Consider the following 19,561-nt stretch of genomic DNA (forward strand, 5'->3'; position numbering starts at 1 on the left):
CGCCACATGGCAGCAGGCTTTTTCGTGAACGCGGAGTCTAGCAGACTTGCGGCATTTCCGGATGTGTCGTCCAGATAGTTGGACCGCCGCGCTGGCAGCCACACCGGGAGCAGCTAGTATGTGAAGTCTGCACGGTAAAAAATAAGGAGAATACGATGCAGCTACCGTTCTCAGCGCCGCGCCAAAGCGGCGCTCTGCGCGCCCACTTACTCACGCTGGCGTTGCTGCTGACCGCCTGCAGCGACGGCACCGACCATGGAAACGGAGGTGAACCTGAGCTGCTCGGTGCGTTCGCCGTCTCCGTACTGTCCAGCCCACCCGAGATGGTCAGCGGGGGAGAGGCGCGGGTCGGCATAGAAGTGCCGGCCGCGCTGCCACTGGAGAACGTGGTGGTGATGCTGGATGGAGAGGATATCACCGGGCAGTTCGAAGCACGCAGCGACGGCCACGGCCTGGAGGGCCGGGTTGTCGGGCTGGTGGTGGGTGACAACGCACTGGAAGTCAGCAGTAGCGCAAACAATGTCACCGCTGCCAGCATCACCCTGAGCAATCATCCTGCGAGTGGGCCAATCTTCTCCGGACCGCAACAGGCACCTTTTTTCTGCGCAACCGACCGTCACCTGGCCGATCTTGAGCTGGGCCCGGTGATTGATGAAAACTGCAGCGTGGAAACAGTAGTCAGTTACAAATACCTGACCGAGGGTGGCGCCTGGATGGATTACCCGGAAAACGGCGAACGCCCCGCCGACATCGCCACCACGACCACGATTGACGACCGCGAAGTCGACTTCATCGTACGCTGGGAACGCGGCAGCCTGAACCGTTTCCTCTACTCAATCGCCATGCTCTCGCCAGCGCCCCAAGAGGACGACGACCCCGACCTGAGCGTCTGGAACCAGCGGCTCATCTACTACTTCCAAGGGGGCGTTGCCATTGGCCACTACCAGGGTGGCCCCAGCCGTAGCCGGGCACTGTATACGGACGGTCTGGCCGCCGGGTACGCGGTGGCCTATTCCACTGGCACGAAAACGGGTACTCACTACAACCTCGAGCTCGGCGGCGAGACCGCCATCATGGTCAAGAGCCGTTTCGTCTCGGCCTATGGTGCACCCGAGTACACCGTTGGCGTCGGCGGCTCTGGTGGTGGCATTCAGCAGTACGTTTACGCCCAGAATCATCCAGGGCTGATTGACGCTGGCGTCCCCCAGTACTCCTATTCAGACATGGTCACGCAAACCATACACATCGGGGACTGCGAGCTGATTGAACGCTGGATCGATCTGCAACTGCGCGAAGATCCCGGCGGCAAGTGGGCGGATTGGAACAACCGCAGCTGGCTGATAGGCCTGAATGCAAGTAACGATGTACCTAACGACGTCGTCAGTTTCGGGCTCACACCCTGGGTCCCGCAGGGTTCCAGCGAGTGCACAGCCTCCTGGCGCGGCCTCTCGCCGCTGGCGCTGAACCCTCACTTTGGCGAGGCTCCCGGCATCACGCCAGAGCAGCAGGCCGAGGTGGAATGGACACACTTTGCTGACGTGATCAACATCTACGGTCGTGCCGAGGACGGCTTTGCCGCCACCACCTGGGACAACGTCGGCGTGCAGTACGGTCTGCAGGCACTGCTTGACGGCAACATCAGCCCTGACGAGTTCATCGATCTGAACTGGAATATCGGCAGCTGGAAGAACGAACCGGACATGGTGCAGGAGGGCTGCCCCTTTATCATCGACCTGTGCTTTGCCCTGACCGACGACGAGCCGCTGTACCCCAACCAGATCGACCCCTGGAGTTGGCGCAATGCCACAACCGCGACGGAGGACACACCGGCGCCACGCAAGCGCGCCGACCCGGGCGCGATCCGGGCCGCATTCGATTCGGGGATGGTGCAACGGGGCGAGGCGGAAATACCTTTCATCGACCTGCGCCACTACCTGGAGGACGAGCTGGACATGCACAACACGATCCAGTCCTTCGTCACACGACAGCGCCTCCTGAATCACGATGGTGATGCTTCCAACCAGGTGATCTGGTTCATCGACCGCAATCCGGACGGCAGCGACTACGACAACACCATGCAGGCGTTTGCCGTGCTCGACGAGTGGGTGGCCAACATTCATGCCAACCCGGATAGCCCGGTGGGCGCCAACCGCCCTGCTGCTGCGGTGGACAGCTGCTTTGACAGCGACGGCGAACTGATCGCCAGCGGAGAGACGGTATGGGACGGCATCCTCAATGACCGGCCCGCCGGCAGCTGCACAGAGCGCTTTCCACCCTACAGCACATCGCGCATCGTCGCCGGTGCGCCCATCACCGGTGACGTCTTCCGTTGCGCACTGCAGCCCCTTGACGACGCAATTGATGCGGGCCTTTACGGCAGCTGGGAACCGTCCGCCGAGGAGTATGCAAAGCTGCAGGCCATCTTCCCCGATGGGGTCTGCGACTACAGCCAGCCGGGCGTCATCGACTAGGCAACGTACAAGCGTCGCACCGTTTCAGCGGGTGCGGCGCTCTCTTGACACCACGCGCACTCTCGCACCCGGACGTGCCCCTCGCCAACCGTGCGCGCGCGGACACCAACAATTGCGCTATGCTGCGCTGGCATCGCATACCGACAGGAGTCTCGCGTGGATCAGAACCTGCTGTACATCATCGCCGCCGTACTGGTACTGGGCGTGGGGGCCCAGTGGCTCTCCTGGCGACTGAAGCAGCCCTCTATCCTTGCCCTGCTGGTGCTGGGCATCATCGCCGGACCCGTCACCGGACTGCTCCGACCCGATGAACAGTTCGGTGACCTGCTCTTCCCCATGGTGTCTCTCGGGGTGGCACTGGTGCTATTCGAAGGTGGCATGACGCTGAAGTTCCGAGACCTGAAGGGCCACGGACGGGTAGTCACCAACCTGGTGAGCTGGGGGGCCCTGCTTAACTGGGTGCTGATGGCGGTAGGCTGCTGGCTGCTGGCCGACTTCTCCCTGCCTGTTGCCCTGCTGTTTGCGGCACTGGTCGTGGTCACCGGGCCGACTGTAATCAACCCGTTGTTGCGCACCATGCGCGCCAAGCCGGAGGTCAGCCAGGTGCTGCGCTGGGAGGGCATTCTGATTGACCCGGTGGGCGCGCTGCTTGCCGTTCTGGTCTTCCAGTACATCCTCTCAGGCGTGGATTCGTGGGCCGTGTTTGCCCAGAGCATCGGCGTCGGCCTGGTGGCGGGTTTTGTTGGCGCCCTCAGCCTGGGGTTCGTGTTGCGCAAACACTGGGTTCCGGAATACCTCATCAACGTGGTCACCCTGGCCTGGGTCATCATGATGTTCGCCGGCAGTGATTACGTCGCCCACGAATCCGGCCTGCTCACCGTTACCGTGATGGGCATCTGGCTGGGCAATATGAAAGACGTGGGCGTGAGTGAAATACTCAGCTTCAAGGAAAGCCTGTCGGTGCTGATTATCTCGGTGCTGTTCATTGTGCTGGGCGCGCGGGTTGATCCCCAGGATATTCTCGCCACCGGCTGGAACGGCGTGATCGTGCTGCTGGTGGTGCTACTGGCGCGGCCGGTCGTGGTATGGGCATCCGCCATCGGCGGCAACTACAGCTGGCGCCAGAAAGCGCTGCTGAGCTGGGTTGCACCGCGCGGTATTGTTGCCGCAGCCGTCTCCTCACTGTTTGCGCTGCGACTCGAAGGCATCGACTACCCTGGCGCCTCGGACCTGGTGGCCTACACGTTCCTGGTGATCATCGCCACCGTCGTGCTGCAGAGCCTCACCGCCGGCGCGGCGACCCGTGCACTGGGCCTCGCCGAAGCGGAGCCGAACGGCGTACTGATTGTCGGCGCGAATGCCGTGGCTCGGGCCGTGGCCCAGGCCCTGGTACGGCAGGGTTTCCGGGTAAAACTCGCAGACACCTCCTATGAAGAGATTCGCAGCGCACGCATGGCGGGACTGGAAACCTATTACGGCGATCCGATTTCCTCCCACGCCGACCAGTATCTGGAACTCGTGGGCATTGGGAGACTCTTCGCCATGTCCCGGCGCGCGCGTTGGAACACGCTGGCCTGCCTGAAATACCGCAGCGAGTTCGGCCCGAAGAAGGTGTTCAGCCTGCGCAACGCGGAAGAGCGTGAAGTCAGCGAGCGTGAACGGCCCGCGGACGAATTCCGCGCACCGCGTCTCTTTGGCAGCGAAGTCACCTACCAGAAGCTGGCCAGCCTGCTGGCGCGTGGCGCGGAGATACGGGCGATCAACCTCAATGCAGAGTTTGACCTCGTCGCCTACAAAGAAAAAAATGGCACCAGCATGATCCCGCTGTTCACCCTGACAACTGACGGCAAACTGCGCGTCATCAACGACGATGCACCCGTGGAGGAGCTGGCCGAGGGCAAGCTGCTGGCGCTGGTCTGGTCTACAGAGAGCCTGTAGCCGACGTCCGAAATGACCCACCCCATACCACTATTAATGGTCAACGAGGGAAGAGCACACCATGGATATCAACAACAAGCATATCGCTATCACGGGCCCCACGGCGGGCATTGGCCGCAGCGCCGCCCTCACCCTTGCCGGCAAGGGAGCGGTACTCACGCTGCTGTGCCGCAATCTGGAAAAGGGTGCGGCGCTCAGCCGGGAGATCGTCGCAGCGGGCGGGGCTGAGCCCAGCGTGGTACAGCTTGACATGGCCAGTCTGGCCAGCGTCCGCGCCGCCGGCGAAACGTGCCTGTCCCAGGGGCGGCCGATAGACATACTCCTCAACAACGCGGGCCTGATGAATACCAGCCGCAAGACGACGGTGGACGGCTACGAAGAGACGCTCGCGGTGAACCACTTCGCGCCCTTCCTGCTCACGGGCCTGCTGCTGCCCGCATTGATGGAAGCGCCCAGCGCACGCATCGTCAACGTTGCGTCTGCCGCGCACGCGTTTGTCCGCGGCCTGCATTTCGATGACATGCAGGCGGAGAAGAACTACAAGGCGTTTCGCGAATATGGCCGCTCCAAGCTGGCGAACATTCTGTTCACCCGAACCCTGGCACAGCGTCTCGAGGGGCAGCCGATCACGGTCAACGCCCTGCACCCCGGCGCGGTAGCCACCTCACTGGGCCAGCAGAATGACGGCTTCCTGAAGAACATTGCACCGGCGTTCATGAAGATATTCTTCCGCTCCCCGGACAAGGGTGCCGAGACATCTGTGTATCTGTGCACCAGCGATGACGTTGCAGACACCAGCGGTGAGTATTTTGCCAACTGCAAGCGGGTGCGTCCGCGTCCCTGGGCCAGAGACGATGCGGCCGCGGCTAAGCTGTGGGCGTATACGGAAGACTGTACCGGATTCACCTACCCCATCTGATACGGGCCGACGTTCGGAACGCACCGGCTAGAAGGTGCGCAGATAGCTGAGCGAGTAGGCGCGAAAGTTTTCATCGCTGTCGTTGAGGGAGCCCTGCTCATAGGCGAGCTTAAACGCATTGCGCCGGTTGAAGGGGAATACCAGGGTGAATCCCGCTTTACTGTCGCGCTGCAGGTTATCCAGGCGCCGGCCGCCCAGCGTGCTTCGTCCTCCGCGATAGAAGTTCGCATCCAGCGATACCCAAAGTCCCGGATGGATCTGGCGCACGAGATGCGTCTCGACCGAGTACAGCGCAGCCTGCTCCCGCCGCAAGCCCAGAAAGTTGTCGTTGTCCTGAAACCACCAGCCGCCCGCCTCAAGCTCCCATATCCACTGGTTTCCGATAGGCAGGATGTAACCCAGCTCCAGCTTGGTTGCCCAGCGGTTCGCACCGACATTCAGCAGCCGCTCAGGGTCGTAGCGGCCCGTCGGTGCCACAATGCGCAGGCTGCCGCCAAGCAGGGGGCGGGGCGACCGCAGCATCTCGGCAAAGGCCTTACGATCCATGGCGGGCGCACCGGAAAAGTTGACCGACAGTGTTGCAGCGATATCCCCGAGGCCATCATAGTCGCGAGACACCGTGCCCAGCCCATCAATCTCTGCTGAGGAGCGGCCGCTGGCATAAGGCGCATCTACCACAAAGGTCGCGGTGCGCCCCGCGAGGGAGAAGGTCTGGCGAACACTGAGCTGTGCCGTGGTAATGGACGAGTTAAGGCCGGCAATCGGCAGCGAGGGATCGGGAATGGTGTCGCCCCGGGTATGCGCAAACCCGAGGGCACCGATCTGCGTGCCCTGTGGTGCGGGCCAGTAGGCGCGGGGAGAAAGCTCCTGTGCCAGTGGCCTCGAGCTCACTGACATCAGCAGGAGCAGGAGTGCAACGACTTTCCCGGTTGTTCGCGCCACGCCATCCTCCCCGCCGTGTCATGCCTGGCCATGCGACAAAGAAAAGATTACATCAGTGGGGGGACCCAACACCACCGGGCAGCCCTGGCACCCGCGGCGGGGGCCCTGGCATCAGAGGCGGAAGCGCGCGCCGATTTCAAAAGAGCGCTCGGGCCCCACATAGATACCCTGGCGCAGGCCCGTGATATAGCGTTCATCTGTCAGGTTTTTCACCGCACCGAACACCGTCAGGCTGCTGCTGAATTCATACTCAGCCATGAAATCCAGCAGCGTATAGGAAGGCATCTTGCCACCCCAGATACCGCCGGCTGCGTTGTCGGGGATATCAACCTGGTTGCTTGCATCACCGAACTGCGAGCCACGGTAGTGGGCGGTCAGCGCGGCATTCCACTGGCTGCCACGGTAGTTAAGGGCCAGATTGGCCAGATGCTCCGGTGCATAGGGCAGCCTGTTCCCCGCAAACTCCCCAGTCTGGAAGTCCGACTCAGGCACCCAGGTCGCGTTGGCATCCACGCTGAAGCCCGCGCCCAACTCATAGCCGAGGATCAGCTCCATGCCTTTATGCACCGTTTCGCCGGCATTGGACTGGGACAGGTTGGGATCGCTGTTGCCCGTGACCACCTGGTTGTCGAAATCCATATAGAACGCAGCGACTTCATAGCTCAGCTTGCCCTGCAAGCCACGAATGCCGACCTCATAATTGTTTGAGCGCTCGCCGTCCAGGCTCTGGTCCGTGAGGCCGTCCAGCGCCACGCCATTTGCCGCCGGCGAGAACGCGCGGTAGAGGCCGCCGTAGAGCTGGGCCGTGGGGGTCAGTTCGAAGGTTGCGCCGACCCCGGGCAGGAGCTCAGTGTTGGAAGTTTTGGCCGAGGCGTTGTTCTCGGTCAGCACCCGACGCTTCTGCTCATAGGATTCGATTCGCAGCCCCGGTGTCACTGCCAGCCGCTGGGTCAGCTCGGTACGGTTCTGCACGTGCACTGCGATGCTGTCGGCGCTATCCACGATATGGCGGTCATTGATACCGGTGCGATCGGCGTCCCGAGTGGCGCGTATGCGCGTGTCGTCCGACTCCTCGCTCATCACCCGGAAACCGATTTCCGCGGCATTTTCCAGGCCGAAAAGCTGGTGATCCAGCTGCAGGCGTGTCTCCAGGCCGAGCCGCTCAAAGGACCGGTTGTTGCCGGTGAGGGTGTCGGTATAAACCCAGCGACCCGCCTCGTTGGAGGCCGCTGTATCGACATTGTAGCGCCAGTAATCCCGCGACACCTCGCTCCAGTAGGCCACGGTTTGCAGCCTGGCGTTATCGTTGATGCGCCAGGCATGATTGAGGTCGAAGGCCACACGATCGGTCAGGAAGTAGTCATCTGGCGCCGGGTTGTAGGTTGCGCCGGCCTCATAGTCACCGAGCAACAGGCCGCGGTAGGAAATGTTGGCGTCATTTTCGTACCAGGAGAACTTCACACCCACCTCCTGGCTGTCGCTGAGCGCCATGCCGGACTTGACGAGAATGTCCGTCATTTCGTAGTCCTTGTCCATGAAGCCGTCGCTTTCTGCGCGGGTCGCCACAAGCCCGGCAAAGGCATCGCCAGAGGCGCTGCGACCTCCCGCCTCCAGGGAGGCTTCGCGGGTATCGAAGGAGCCAAGCCGACCCGACAGCAGAACACCGTCGTCCGGTGTCTTCGTCTGGTAGTTCACCACGCCACCGATGGTGGAGGGGCCATAGCGCAGGGACGCCGACCCTTTCAGCACTTCGATGCGTTCGACACGCTGAATGCGGGGGTTGAAATACCGCTCGTTGCCGATAAACAGGCCGGGGGCCACAGGCACACCGTCTTCAAGAATCAGGGATTTTGACTCACTGGCCGACAACCCGCGAATTCCCAGATTGGCTACAATCGCCGTCTCGTCTTCCGTTGTCGCATTGATGCCGGCGACGCGGCGCAGCGCGTCATCGGTGGACAGCGGCTGGATCAGCTCCAGCGCCTCCCGGTCAATCAGCACCACCGAACCCGTCTGCCGCGACACGGCATCATCGCTTTTGCCGATAACCTCGATCACCGGCATGGGAAATTCACCCCCCTCCTGCGCGGCAAGGCCGGATGGCAGCAAAATGGCGGCAACAGCAAGGGTGAGCACCCGTTTCGGTGGGCGCGAGGGCATGGTGTTCATAGGTTACTCCAGGATCAGGCCCAGGCGGTTTCCGATGTGGGCTTGAGTTCAAAGAAAAGGGATTCAGCAACCGTCTCGGCTATCACTTCTTCAGCGCTGTCTTTGCAGGTGCCGCAACATGTACCCACCTCCAGGCGGGCCTGAATGTCTTCATAGCAGACGGCGCCCTGCTGGACTTCGGCGCGGATGGCGGAGTCGGTCACTCCGCGGCACAGACAAATAAACATGCAATAACCTCCTGACTGCACCTAGTGTAGACGAATGCGAATCATTGTCAATTGCGTGTGGTATTAATTGTCAGTCTCGAACACAGAAATGGGCCGCCAAGCTTGACGGCCGGAATCCGTGGTCTCCCGACGCCAAGTTGACTACACTGCAGGGGAAACCCACCACACAAGGAGCAGAGCGTGAAAGGTGACAAGCAGGTCATTGCCTTCCTGAACCAGGCACTGAAAAACGAACTCACGGCCATCAATCAGTATTTCCTGCACGCGCGAATGTTTGAAAACTGGGGGCTGAACAAGCTCAATGAGAAAGAGTACGAGGAATCCATCGATGAAATGAAGCACGCCGATCTGCTGATCAAGCGTATTCTGTTCCTCGAGGGGCTGCCTAACCTGCAGGACCTCGGCAAACTGTACATTGGTGAAAACGTTGCAGAAATCCTGCAATGCGACATGAAGCAGGAAGAGCTGGCCATTCCGCTGTTGCGCGAGGCCATCGTGCACTGTGAATCGGTCTCTGATTTCGGCACCCGCGACCTGTTCTCCGAGATCCTGAGGAGCGAAGAAGAGCACGTCGACTGGCTGGAGACGCAACTCGAGCTCATCGAGCGCGTCGGTATACAGAACTACCAGCAGTCCATGATCTAGAAGGAAAAAGCCCGCCCCAGTCTCTGCGGCGGGCCTGTGTTACCGCGCGCGACGCACTCAGTCGCAGCCGCCACTCAGGCTGTTCAGCCAGTCACGCACCAGTCCTACGGCTTCGTCATGAATAATGCTGCGGCCGATTTCCGGCATGCGCACATTGGGCTCGTTGGAGTTCATGCGAAACACGGTGATGGACGCATCGGCATTGCCCGGCACAAGAGCATACTGCAGGCCACCTGAGCCTGCCCCGGCAGCAACGGGGGGCTTGCAGACACCGTAGGTGGCGTTCACCTCGCGCCAGAACTCGGTGAACATGCCAGAGTTGCTGGCAAAGCCGCCGGGGCTATGGCAATGGGCGCAGTTGATGTCCAGGTAGGCCTTCACGCGTGACTCGAGTGGCTTGCCCACGTCTTCCCAATCAGGCGCCGTATCGATGGCCGCGAGATCTGCCGGCAAACCCACCAGGACACCTTGATCCGCCATATGCGCCAACTGGTTCTTCAGGGTGCCGTCGTACAAGCGCTCGCGGTTAAGGAACCGCGCCTTGGGCCCGATAGGCAGGTTGACGGTCTCCGTGTTCACGCCACTGCCCGTTTCCGCCCGGGTCACGCCGTGGCAGGTTTTGCAACTGTTGGCATCGGGAATCACGTACTCGGTGCTGCGCGTGCTGCCGTCACTGTGAATCCACTCCAGCGAGCGGCGGCCTCCCGCCACCGCCAGGTCGGCGCCGCTGCCATCCTCGCGCCAGATATAGGGCAGTGTTGCCCACCCATCCCGGCGATGAATCAACAGACGGGTTTCGATAATCTCCTCGCCCGCCGCCGGATTCAGGAAGTCGTTGGGCATGGCGAAGGTCTTGGCGATGATGGTGCCCACCGGAAAATCGAATACGTTCTGACTGTTGTAAGCAGCTTGCAGACCGTCTGGCACGTAGATGAAGCGGTACTTGCTGGCATAGTCGGTAAACAGTGCGCTGGTCAGCTCGTAGCCGATACCGTCGTTGGCGGCTGAGCGCGGCTCCAGCGCATCCGCAAACAGGTTGTAACCGGCAAGCTCCCGACAGCTGACTTCCGCCGCATCGAAATTGGGGTCGCTGCCCTCGGGGGTACACAGTGCCGCGATTTCATCTTCGGTGAGGGGGCGCTCGCCCTCTGCAATCTCTTCCGGGGTATCCAGTACTACCGCGGTCAGTGATGCATGCGCGCAATCAAAGAAGGCGGGATCCACGCTCGGGCCACCGCCGCCGGGCTGGAACACAACGCCCAGACGAACTGAGGCTTTTTCGGAAACACAGATACGGTCCGCATCCGGGAACGCACCTTCCGCTTCACCCAGCCCGTCATAGACCACCTCAGGCAGGCCATCTAGCGCGGCGAACAGCCCGGCAACATCCGCCGCAAGGTCCGCGGGTGCGTAGGCATTGTTGGCGTACAGGTTGTCGTGCACGTGGATGCGGCGCGGATCCGGATCGTAGCGCACATCATTCGTGGTCAGGCCGCTGATGTCGTAGCTGACGATGGCCACCGCCATGGACTGGTTGTTTTCAATGCGGTTACCAAAAATCTCCACATCGTCAAACGCCATGGCGAGTATGCCGGTGCCCGCCGGCACAACACCCACGATATTGCCCGCTGGCGCAAAGTTGGGGGTATTGTTATCGCGGATGGTATTGTCGAAAATCCGCGCGCGCGCACCGTCCACAGACAGGTTCGGCAGGTCGAATACCAGAATGCCGCCCGTGTTGTTCTCCGCAACGTTGTCGTACACATCCGAGTCTGTGGAGTTCTCGATCTCAATGCCCGCCACGTTCAGGGAGACATTGTTGCGGCGCACGATGATCTTGTCCGACTGGCCGACATAGATCCCCGCATCGCTGGCGCCGATGACCACACAGTCTTCGATCAGCACGTTCTTGGTCTGTACCGGGTACAGCCCGTAGGCACCATTGCTCTCACAGGCGCCACAGGTCCATTCCACGCGCACCGAACGCAGTGTCACACCGTTGGAGAATTTGAACTTGATGCCATCTGACGGCGCGTCGATCACCGCGAAATCTTCCAACACCACGTTGTTACTGGTGACCAGGATACTCTCGCCACCCGACACCTGGCTGCCGAAGTCGAGCAGGGTTTCACCATGACCCTGGCCGCGTACGGTAACATTGTCCACATCCAGCGACAGCTGGGCGTCCAGCTCAAATTCTCCAGCGGGCAGTTCGATGGTCTGCCCGGGCTCAACGTTGATAAAGGCCTCTATCAACCGCCGCTGGAAATCTTCGCCGGGCTCGATGACGACCAGGTCGGGGTCCGGCACCTCCTCGGGCGTCACCTCAGGTGGCGGTGGCGCAGCAGACCCGCCGCCATCCGAGCAAGCCGTCAGTGACGCCAACCCGAGCAACAGCAGAGTGGACAGAACAGAGTTTCTGGCGAATATCTTCATGATGCTCCCGGTTTATTATCTTTAGAATTGGAGTTCCGCCTGCCTATTTATCACAGGCGGAGTAAATCACAAAGCCACGTCAGGCGATCGCTACCAGTTCGATGTCAAACGTAAGGTCTTTTCCGGCCAGCGGATGATTGGCATCCAGCACGACCACCTCGTCACTGACTTCGGCGACCCGCACCGGGATCGCCTGACCGTCGGGGGTTTGCATCTGCAACTGCAAGCCCGGTTCCAGCGGAATATGCTCGGGGATCTGCGACCGGGCCACTTCCTGCCGGGCCTCGGCAGCCGGCTGGCCGTAGGCCTCGTCTGCCGGCACATTGACCTGCTTTTTGTCACCGACGGCCATGCCCTCGATGGCCCGATCCAGGCCGGGAATGATCTGCCCGGATCCCACTTCGAACTGCAATGGGTCGCGACCATCGCTACTGTCGAATACGGTGCCGTCGTCCAGGGTACCGGTGTAATGAATGCTGACGTTGTCGCCTGCTTTGGCTGCGCTCATATTGTGCTCCTGATTGCGTAGGGACAGGGGAAACTACGCAGTGCCTGGCGCAGTAACTCGCGAATGCTCCAGTTTAACGGCTGCAATGAGGATGTAAACCGAAGGCACTGAAAACCTGCGCCAGGGCAGGCGGCAGGGGAGAAACGGTAATAGTGGTGCCGCGGGGCACTGGCGAGGGGCCCGGGAGATCAGTATCTTGCTCACGACCACCGGCGCAAGTCCGGTACAACCGTTTTGCAGGAGCTGACTCATGATGGCGTTGGGAGCCGTACTCATCGGCCTGGTATTGCTGGTCTGGAGTGCCGACCGCTTTGTATCGGGCGCGGCGGCAACGGCCTGGCATTTCAACGTGCCGCCGCTGCTGATCGGCATGGTCATCATCGGTTTCGGCACATCGGCGCCCGAGATGGTCGTCTCCGCCATTGCCTCCAGCCAGGGGAATCCGGGCCTGGCACTGGGCAATGCCTACGGCTCCAACATCACCAACATCGCGCTGATTATCGGCGTCACCGCTGTGCTCAGCCCCCTGGCCGTGCACTCGCAGATCCTGCGCAAGGAGCTGCCGATACTGCTCGCTGTCACGGCGCTGGCAGCCTGGCAGGTGGTCGACGGCGTCATCACCCACCTTGAGGCATTCCTGCTGCTTGGCCTGTTCGTCCTGCTGATGGGCTGGTCTATCCACCAGGGCCTGCGGGGCGACCGCGATACGCTGGCCATTGAGGTCACTGCGGAGCACGCGTCTACCCAGCACATGCCGCTGGGACGCGCGCTGTTCTGGCTGCTCGCCGGCCTGCTGCTCCTGATTGCTGCTTCGCGCCTGCTGGTGTGGGGCGCGGTGCTGATTGCCGAGGGCCTGGGGGTCAGCGACCTGGTGATCGGGCTCACCATCGTGGCGGTTGGCACGTCGCTTCCCGAACTCGCGTCCTCGGTGATTGCCGCGCGCAAGGGTGAAAGCGACATCGCGCTGGGCAACGTGATCGGTTCCAACCTGTTCAACACGCTGGCGGTGGTGGGCATCGCGGGCGGTATTGCCGAGATCGACGTGCCGCCGGAGGTGCTTGGCCGGGACGTACTGAGCATGGGGGCCCTGGCGCTGCTGTTGTGTGTGATGGGCTATCGACGCCGCGGACCGGGCCGCATCAACCGGCTGGAGGGCGCCCTGCTTATCCTGTGCTTTGTCGGTTATACCAGTTGGGTGCTTGTCTCCAGCGGCTCATGATCCGAGCTTGCGCAGCAGGGCCTCAAAATCTTCGGCCGGCAGCGGCTTGCTGAAGTAATATCCCTGAAACTCGTCACAGCCGTTGTCCTTGAGGAACTGCCACTGCGCCTCCGTCTCCACGCCCTCGGCGATGGTGCGGAACCCAAGTCCGCGAGCCACGCCGATAATGGCCAGCGCGATAGCCTGGTCCTCGGCGTCCTCTGCCACCCCGTCGACAAAACTCTTGTCGATTTTCAGCTTCTGTACCGGATAGCGCTTGAGATAACTCAATGAGGAGTAACCGGTGCCGAAATCGTCAATCGACAGCACGACGCCGCGCCGATGCAGGTCAGCCAGCGTTGCCAGTGTCTTGCCGGAGCTCTCCATGGCAATGCGCTCGGTGAGCTCGAGATCCAGCAGTTCCGCCGGCACGCCAGCGTCGGCGAGCATCTGACTTACCATCTCGGCGAAGTCTTCGCGGTAGATCTGCATGGCGGAGAGGTTCACAGCGACGGGCCCAACAGGCAGCCCCGCTGACTGCCACAGCGCCTGCTGGGCTATGGCGGTACGCAACACCCAGCTGCCGATCTCCAGGATCAGCCCGCTCTCCTCGGCGATGGGGATAAACCGTGACGGCGGCACGAAACCCAGCTCAGGGTGCTGCCAGCGGATCAGGGCCTCAACGCCGGTGATCTCTCCTGTCGTCAGACTGACTTGCGGCTGGTAGTGCAGGCTGAGGTCGCCTTTGGCCAGGGCCTCCCTGAGCTGGTTCTCGATCTGCAGCGTTTCATTGGCATGCACGCGCATCTCGTCTTCGAACACGCAGAATACATTGCGCCCGGCGAGCTTGGCACGCGAGAGCGCTGCGTCTGCGGCCTGCGTCAGCTGATCGAGGTCTCGGCCATGCTCCGGGAAGCAGGCGATGCCGATGCTCGCGGTAACGCTGAGCCGTTGCGCCTCCAGCTGCAGGGGCTCGGCGATGCGACTGAGCAGGCGTTCCGCCACCTGGACGGCGCCTGCTTCGCCAACGCCGGGAAGCAGGAGGAAAAACTCGTCTCCCCCCATGCGGCTCAGCGTGGACTCCAGGTTCAGCTCGGCGCTCAGGCGGCTCGACAGCGCGGTGAGCACAGCATCCCCCACCGCGAGCCCGAGCGATTCGTTGATCAGCTGGAAACGGTCGAGATCGATATAGAGCAGTGCCAGCGGCGTGGCACTCGCGGCAGCGGCGGTCACCGCCAGGCGCGTCCGCTCGTGCAGCAATTCCCGATTGGGCAGGCCTGTGAGCGTGTCGTAGTGGCTGAGGAAGCGGATGCGGTCCCGGTTGTCGCGATGCTCGGTAATATCGGTGGAGATACCACAGAGCGCGTAGACCTTGCCTTCAGCGTCATACAGCGGGATTTTCACCGACCAGAATACTGAGGTCTTGCCGCTGCTGCGGATGGTCTCCACCTCTTCGCGCTCCTCGGAAATACCCGAGGTGAGCACCTTGCGGTCGTTCTCGCGAATACGGGCCACGCTATCCGGTTCAAACAGGCGCTCGTCGCCCTGACCGATAATGTCCTCGCGCTCGACCCCCCAGGTCGCAAGCACCTGTCGATTCACGAACAGGTACTTGCCCTCGAGATCCTTCAGGTAGATGCAGGCACCCACATTCTCAAGGATGGTGGACAACAGCGACTCACTTTCCCGCACCGCCTTTTCATAGCGCGTACGCTGTTCCTCCCGATCAAAGTTGTCGAGGGCGAAACTGATATCTGCGCTCATCTCACGCAGCAGCGCCGTCGCCTCCTCGTCAAACACGTTGCGATGCGCATGGTAGACACTGAACACAGCAAACGGCTTGCCGCCCCGGGGAACCGGAAACGCGGCCGATGAGCGCCAACCGAACTCGCGCGCCCGATCGTGCCAGGGTTCGGTCAGTGAAGAGTCGAGGTAGTCGTTGATGATCACTGGCCGGTTCTCCCGCGCTGCGGTGGCCATGGATCCGCCTCCGCCAGGATGGTTGGCATCAATGGACAGGGACTTGCTGTCGAAGTATTCACGTCCCTCCCCGGCACCGGCGACGCCGACAATCGCACCACTTGCGGTATCAATGCGACCGACCCAGGCCAGGGTAAAGCCACCAAAACGAACCGCCACATTACAGACCAGGGGCATCAGCTCCGCCTCGCTGTCCATGCGCACAATGGACTGGTTGACTTCACTGAGTGCGTGATAAAGGCTGGCGAGACGTTCCGCGCGCCGGTCGCTGCGGTCGCGGCCGCGGGCTATCACCAGCACTAGCAACGCCAGGGCAAGGCTGGCGGAACCACCCGCCACAAACATCGCGGAGGAGCCCCCCGGCGCCCGCGACGCGGCGCGGAAGGCGGGCGTAGAGCTAATATAGAACGTCCAGCTGCGGGTACCCACCGTCACGCTGTGCTCCGCCTGCACCTCACCCGCGGCGGCGCGGGCCGCATGGGATACGGCGTCCGACAGATACAGCCGATTACCCGGATCGCGCGGGTCGCCGTCGTAAATATCAAAATCCAGGTCGGCATCAATCTCCCTCGCCATACCCTCAATCAGGTCACTGACGCGGAAGGGCACGTCGACATAGCCGGTGATTCTGGCCCTGCGCTCCGCCAGTGTGTCCGGCACTGCCGACGCACCGTACACCGGCAGGTACATCACAAAGGACGGAGACTCGGGATTCTCCGCCGCTGGTGCATCACCTTGGTCCTGCACCAGTTGCAGCGGGCGGGTGATGACGATATCGCCGAGGTCACGCGCTTTCTCTGCGGCGGCGCGAGCCACCGGAAGCTGGTAGATATCAAGGCCGATGGCGCGCAGGTTGGCACCCGCCAATGGCTCGATGTAGATGATTGGCGCCAGCACCTCGCCCGGGTTCCCCGGTCGAATGCTGTAGTCCACCGGCAGTTGTGCAGCCATCTCCTCCAGGTGCTTGTCCAGCTGGCTGTGTCGCACCAGTTGCACCCAGGCGATTCCCTGCAGGCCTGCCAGCTCCGTCGTGGCATTAAGGGCCCTCGTGTAGGCCAGGAACTCGGGATACTCAACGCTTTCCGAGCCCTGGAAAAAACCCTGCAGACCGCGCATCACCACAGAATAGGTGTGCAGCTGCTTTTCCGCTACGGCAATCAGGCGTTGTGACTCGGCAGTGAAAGCTGCAGACAGCAGCGCCTGCTCACGTTGCTGGTATTGCTGCCAGGTGGCGATCGTAAGCGCCATACCCAGGGACAGCACGAACACGGATAACAGTGCTGGCACCAGATTGGCAAAGCGGTATTTTCTGACAGCCTTCATGTGTTTTGCCGCGACGCAGCGCTATTTCCGGTTTCGACCCTCATATGGTCCATGTAAGCATGAGGAAAATAGTCCCGCAATCACTCTTGGTGCAATTCATACAATTCCCTCCCCGGCCACCGCTACCCTGTCGTTGACGGTGGGCAAAATCGGGGCAAGTCGCTACACACGCGTGAATATTTCTCCTCACGACACTTGACGCAGCAGGCCCCGACAACGTTAAACTGCGGTTGCAGGTTTTCGATAACATACAATCACTGCGCAATCCAACACACTGTGTTGGCAGGTTACCCCGGCGCCCCTCCGGAGCGCTGATAATAACGATTACGGAGCCTCACCATGCCGAGATATATGCACACACCCATCGCCGCCGCGCTGATCGCGGCCACGTCGATCCCCTTCGTTTCCGTTGTTCAGGCTCAGGGTCTGGCACTGGAGGAAGTCGTGGTTACCGCACAGCGTCGGGAGACGCTGCTGCAGGAAACGCCCATCGCGGTGACAGCCTTCAATGCCGAGCAGATTGCCGACCTCGGCATCTACAATGTCACGGACCTGAACGGGCTGGTGCCGAACACCAACGTACAGAAGCAACCCTCGTCCAACTCCAACATGTCGATTTACATCCGGGGGGTGGGCAGCGGTGAAACCTCGCTGATGACCGACCCGAAAACGAGCTTCTACCTCGACGGCGTTTACATGAGCAAAACCGTCGGCGCGATTTTCGATATCGTTGACCTGCAGTCCATCGAAGTACTGCGTGGCCCACAGGGCACACTCTTCGGCCGCAACAGCACCGGCGGTGCCGTGAACGTCACCACACGCAAACCCACCGGCGAACTGGGTGGACGTGTAGAAGTGAGCGTCGGCAATGATGGCTATCGCCGCCTCACGGGTTCCGTCGACCTGCCACAAGTGGCTGACATGCTGTCAGTCAAGATTTCCGGCAGCAAGATGGAATACGACGGCTGGGCGACCAATGAATTCCCCGGCGTCAACCCAGACCTGGCGAGTGAGGACAACTCCTCCTACCGTGTTGCGCTGCGCCTGGAGCCCACAGACGGGTTGACCGTAGACTATTCCTATGACGACACTGACAACACCGGGGTACCCACACCGTATCAGGTGACCAAGGTCAAGGACTCCATCTACAACGGCTTTACCAACACCCCCTTCCCCTACACCTTCCTCGGCGGAGAAATCTTCCAGCAGATGGCGGCAACGGTGGGCGACCCCACCAAACGCCGTGAGACCTTCATGCTCGAGGGGTCCAGCGAGGAATGGCTGGAAGTGCAGGGCCACAACCTGACTGTTGCTTGGGAACTTGACCCCTTCACCATCAAGTACATCTACGCCAACCGCGACACCGATTCCGGCTACGACTCCACCGACCTCGATGGCGGCGCCTACACGATGCGTGACCTGCTGTACGGTGGCGGCGCGGAGATTCCGACACAGGGCTTCCAGGCCGGCATTCCCGAGGGCTGGATTAAAATGGAAAGCCACGAATTCCAGCTGATCGGCGATGCCTTCAACGACCGCCTGCAGTACACGGTGGGCGTATTCCTGTTCGATGAAGAAGTGTATCAGGACAACCCGCAGAGCTTTGTGCTGCCCATCCAGTTCCTGGTGGACAGCGCGATCGGACCGGCCTTTATCGGCGCCGGCTTCTGTAACGACTTCGGCACCGGACCGGTCTGCCAGGGCAGCCAGCGACTCCCCCTGCCCTTCCCGTTCCCAGGGGCCGACCCGAACCTGAACGGCTTCCAGGATTTCATTTACGGACAGGAGTCGGAATCGACCGCGGTCTACGGCCAGGCGACCTACTCTCTCACCGATCAGCTGGATATTACCGCGGGCCTGCGCTACACGGAGGATGATCGCGAGGCGTTCCTGTTCAACGAGGGCCTGGGCCACGTCAGCTTCGACGACCGGTTTACCAACGAGGACACCTGGGACAACATCAGCTACCTGCTGACAGCCAACTACTCGATCAGCCCGGACATGAATGTCTATGCCACCTACTCCACGGGTTACAACGGCGGCGGTTTCAACAGCCGCGCGTCCAGCGCCACAGCCTGGGAGGAACCCTACGAGGAAGAAACTCTCGACTCCTACGAAGTGGGGATGAAGTCCGACTGGCTGGATCGCCGCCTGCGGGTCAACGGTGCGGTGTTCTACAACAACTACAAGGACATGCAGATTGCCGTGTTTGAAGCTGGCAGCGGCGGTGCGTCCAGCCGCATCACCAATGCCGGTGAGGCGACCTACATGGGCCTTGAACTGGAGGTGATTGCGCTGCTCAGCGAGAACGTGTCCGTGGACCTGAACTACGGGTATCTGGACGCCGAATTCGATGAATACAACGCACGCAACCCGGTGACCAACCAGATCGAAAATATCAAGGACGTTGTCACCGTCACCCGTGCCCCAGAGAATACGGCGTCACTGGGCCTGCAGTACTCTACCGCCAATACGGGGATGGGGCGACTGAGCGCACGTCTCGATGTGTCGTACACCGACAGCATGGTATTCCACCCCTTCCAGAACCAGTTTGATTCCTCGGATGCCCGCACGCTGCTGAATGCGCGCGTCACACTGGACGAACTCACGATGGGCGAGAGCGGCGACCTGCGTCTTTCGGCCTGGGTACGTAACCTCACGGATGAGGAGTACCGCGAGTGGGGGATCGACTTCGGCACGCTGGGTTGGGCCGGCAACACCTGGGGGCAGCCACGCACCTTCGGCTTTGACGCGGTCTACTCCTTCTAGACGGTCAACCCGCCCTCTGAGAGGGCCGGTAGCGAT

General features: G+C 61.4%; 12 protein-coding genes. 6 read left to right on the top strand and 6 right to left on the bottom strand.

Annotation, left to right across the window (positions count from 1 at the left end):
- Positions 1 to 155 precede the first annotated feature (155 nt).
- From R3E49_RS07665 to R3E49_RS07675, 3 genes are all read left to right on the top strand, one after another.
- Positions 156 to 2,471, top strand: a complete 2,316-nt coding sequence (locus tag R3E49_RS07665; protein WP_371294515.1) for a DUF6351 family protein — start codon at positions 156 to 158, stop codon at positions 2,469 to 2,471.
- A 156-nt stretch (positions 2,472 to 2,627) separates the two neighbouring features.
- On the top strand, positions 2,628 to 4,409 hold the full coding sequence (locus R3E49_RS07670; protein WP_371294516.1) for a cation:proton antiporter: 1,782 nt from the start codon (positions 2,628 to 2,630) through the stop codon (positions 4,407 to 4,409).
- A 61-nt stretch (positions 4,410 to 4,470) separates the two neighbouring features.
- The gene (locus R3E49_RS07675) at positions 4,471 to 5,328 is read left to right on the top strand and encodes an SDR family oxidoreductase (RefSeq protein ID WP_371294517.1); all 858 of its coding nucleotides are present in this window, start codon (positions 4,471 to 4,473) and stop codon (positions 5,326 to 5,328) included.
- Positions 5,329 to 5,355: 27 nt separating this feature from the next.
- Here R3E49_RS07675 and R3E49_RS07680 read toward each other — a convergent pair whose 3' ends face one another.
- From R3E49_RS07680 to R3E49_RS07690, 3 genes are all read right to left on the bottom strand, one after another.
- Positions 5,356 to 6,270, bottom strand: coding sequence for a transporter (locus R3E49_RS07680; RefSeq protein ID WP_371294518.1), 915 nt, complete (start codon positions 6,268 to 6,270; stop codon positions 5,356 to 5,358).
- Between the two features lie 111 nt (positions 6,271 to 6,381).
- Positions 6,382 to 8,439 carry a TonB-dependent receptor family protein gene (locus tag R3E49_RS07685; RefSeq protein ID WP_371294519.1) on the bottom strand — a complete coding sequence of 686 codons (2,058 nt, stop codon included), beginning with the start codon at positions 8,437 to 8,439 and terminating at the stop codon, positions 6,382 to 6,384.
- Positions 8,440 to 8,453: 14 nt separating this feature from the next.
- Positions 8,454 to 8,666 (bottom strand): (2Fe-2S)-binding protein, encoded by a 213-nt coding sequence (locus tag R3E49_RS07690; protein ID WP_371294520.1) that lies wholly within the window; start codon positions 8,664 to 8,666, stop codon positions 8,454 to 8,456.
- Positions 8,667 to 8,846: 180 nt separating this feature from the next.
- On the opposite strand from R3E49_RS07690, the gene bfr reads away from it, so the two are divergent.
- Positions 8,847 to 9,311, top strand: a complete 465-nt coding sequence (gene bfr / locus R3E49_RS07695) for a bacterioferritin (RefSeq protein ID WP_290742810.1) — start codon at positions 8,847 to 8,849, stop codon at positions 9,309 to 9,311.
- 57 nt (positions 9,312 to 9,368) lie between these two features.
- On the opposite strand, the gene R3E49_RS07700 is transcribed toward bfr, so the two are convergent.
- Together R3E49_RS07700 and R3E49_RS07705 are read right to left on the bottom strand one after the other, a co-directional pair.
- Positions 9,369 to 11,747 (bottom strand): parallel beta-helix domain-containing protein, encoded by a 2,379-nt coding sequence (locus tag R3E49_RS07700; protein ID WP_371294521.1) that lies wholly within the window; start codon positions 11,745 to 11,747, stop codon positions 9,369 to 9,371.
- 79 nt (positions 11,748 to 11,826) lie between these two features.
- Positions 11,827 to 12,255 (bottom strand): peptidylprolyl isomerase, encoded by a 429-nt coding sequence (locus R3E49_RS07705; RefSeq protein ID WP_290742804.1) that lies wholly within the window; start codon positions 12,253 to 12,255, stop codon positions 11,827 to 11,829.
- A gap of 250 nt (positions 12,256 to 12,505) precedes the next feature.
- On the opposite strand from R3E49_RS07705, the gene R3E49_RS07710 reads away from it, so the two are divergent.
- Entirely contained in the window at positions 12,506 to 13,474 is a 969-nt protein-coding gene (locus R3E49_RS07710) for a calcium/sodium antiporter (RefSeq protein ID WP_371294522.1), read from the top strand.
- Here R3E49_RS07710 and R3E49_RS07715 read toward each other — a convergent pair.
- Positions 13,469 to 16,756 carry an EAL domain-containing protein gene (locus R3E49_RS07715; RefSeq protein ID WP_371294523.1) on the bottom strand — a complete coding sequence of 1,096 codons (3,288 nt, stop codon included), beginning with the start codon at positions 16,754 to 16,756 and terminating at the stop codon, positions 13,469 to 13,471. The genes R3E49_RS07710 and R3E49_RS07715 overlap by 6 nt on opposite strands.
- 339 nt (positions 16,757 to 17,095) lie before the next feature.
- Between R3E49_RS07715 and R3E49_RS07720 the strand changes: the two genes are divergently transcribed.
- Entirely contained in the window at positions 17,096 to 19,525 is a 2,430-nt protein-coding gene (locus R3E49_RS07720) for a TonB-dependent receptor (protein ID WP_371294524.1), read from the top strand.
- Positions 19,526 to 19,561 lie beyond the last annotated feature (36 nt).

The organism is Haliea sp., assembly GCF_041395985.1.
Lineage (GTDB): Bacteria > Pseudomonadota > Gammaproteobacteria > Pseudomonadales > Halieaceae > Haliea.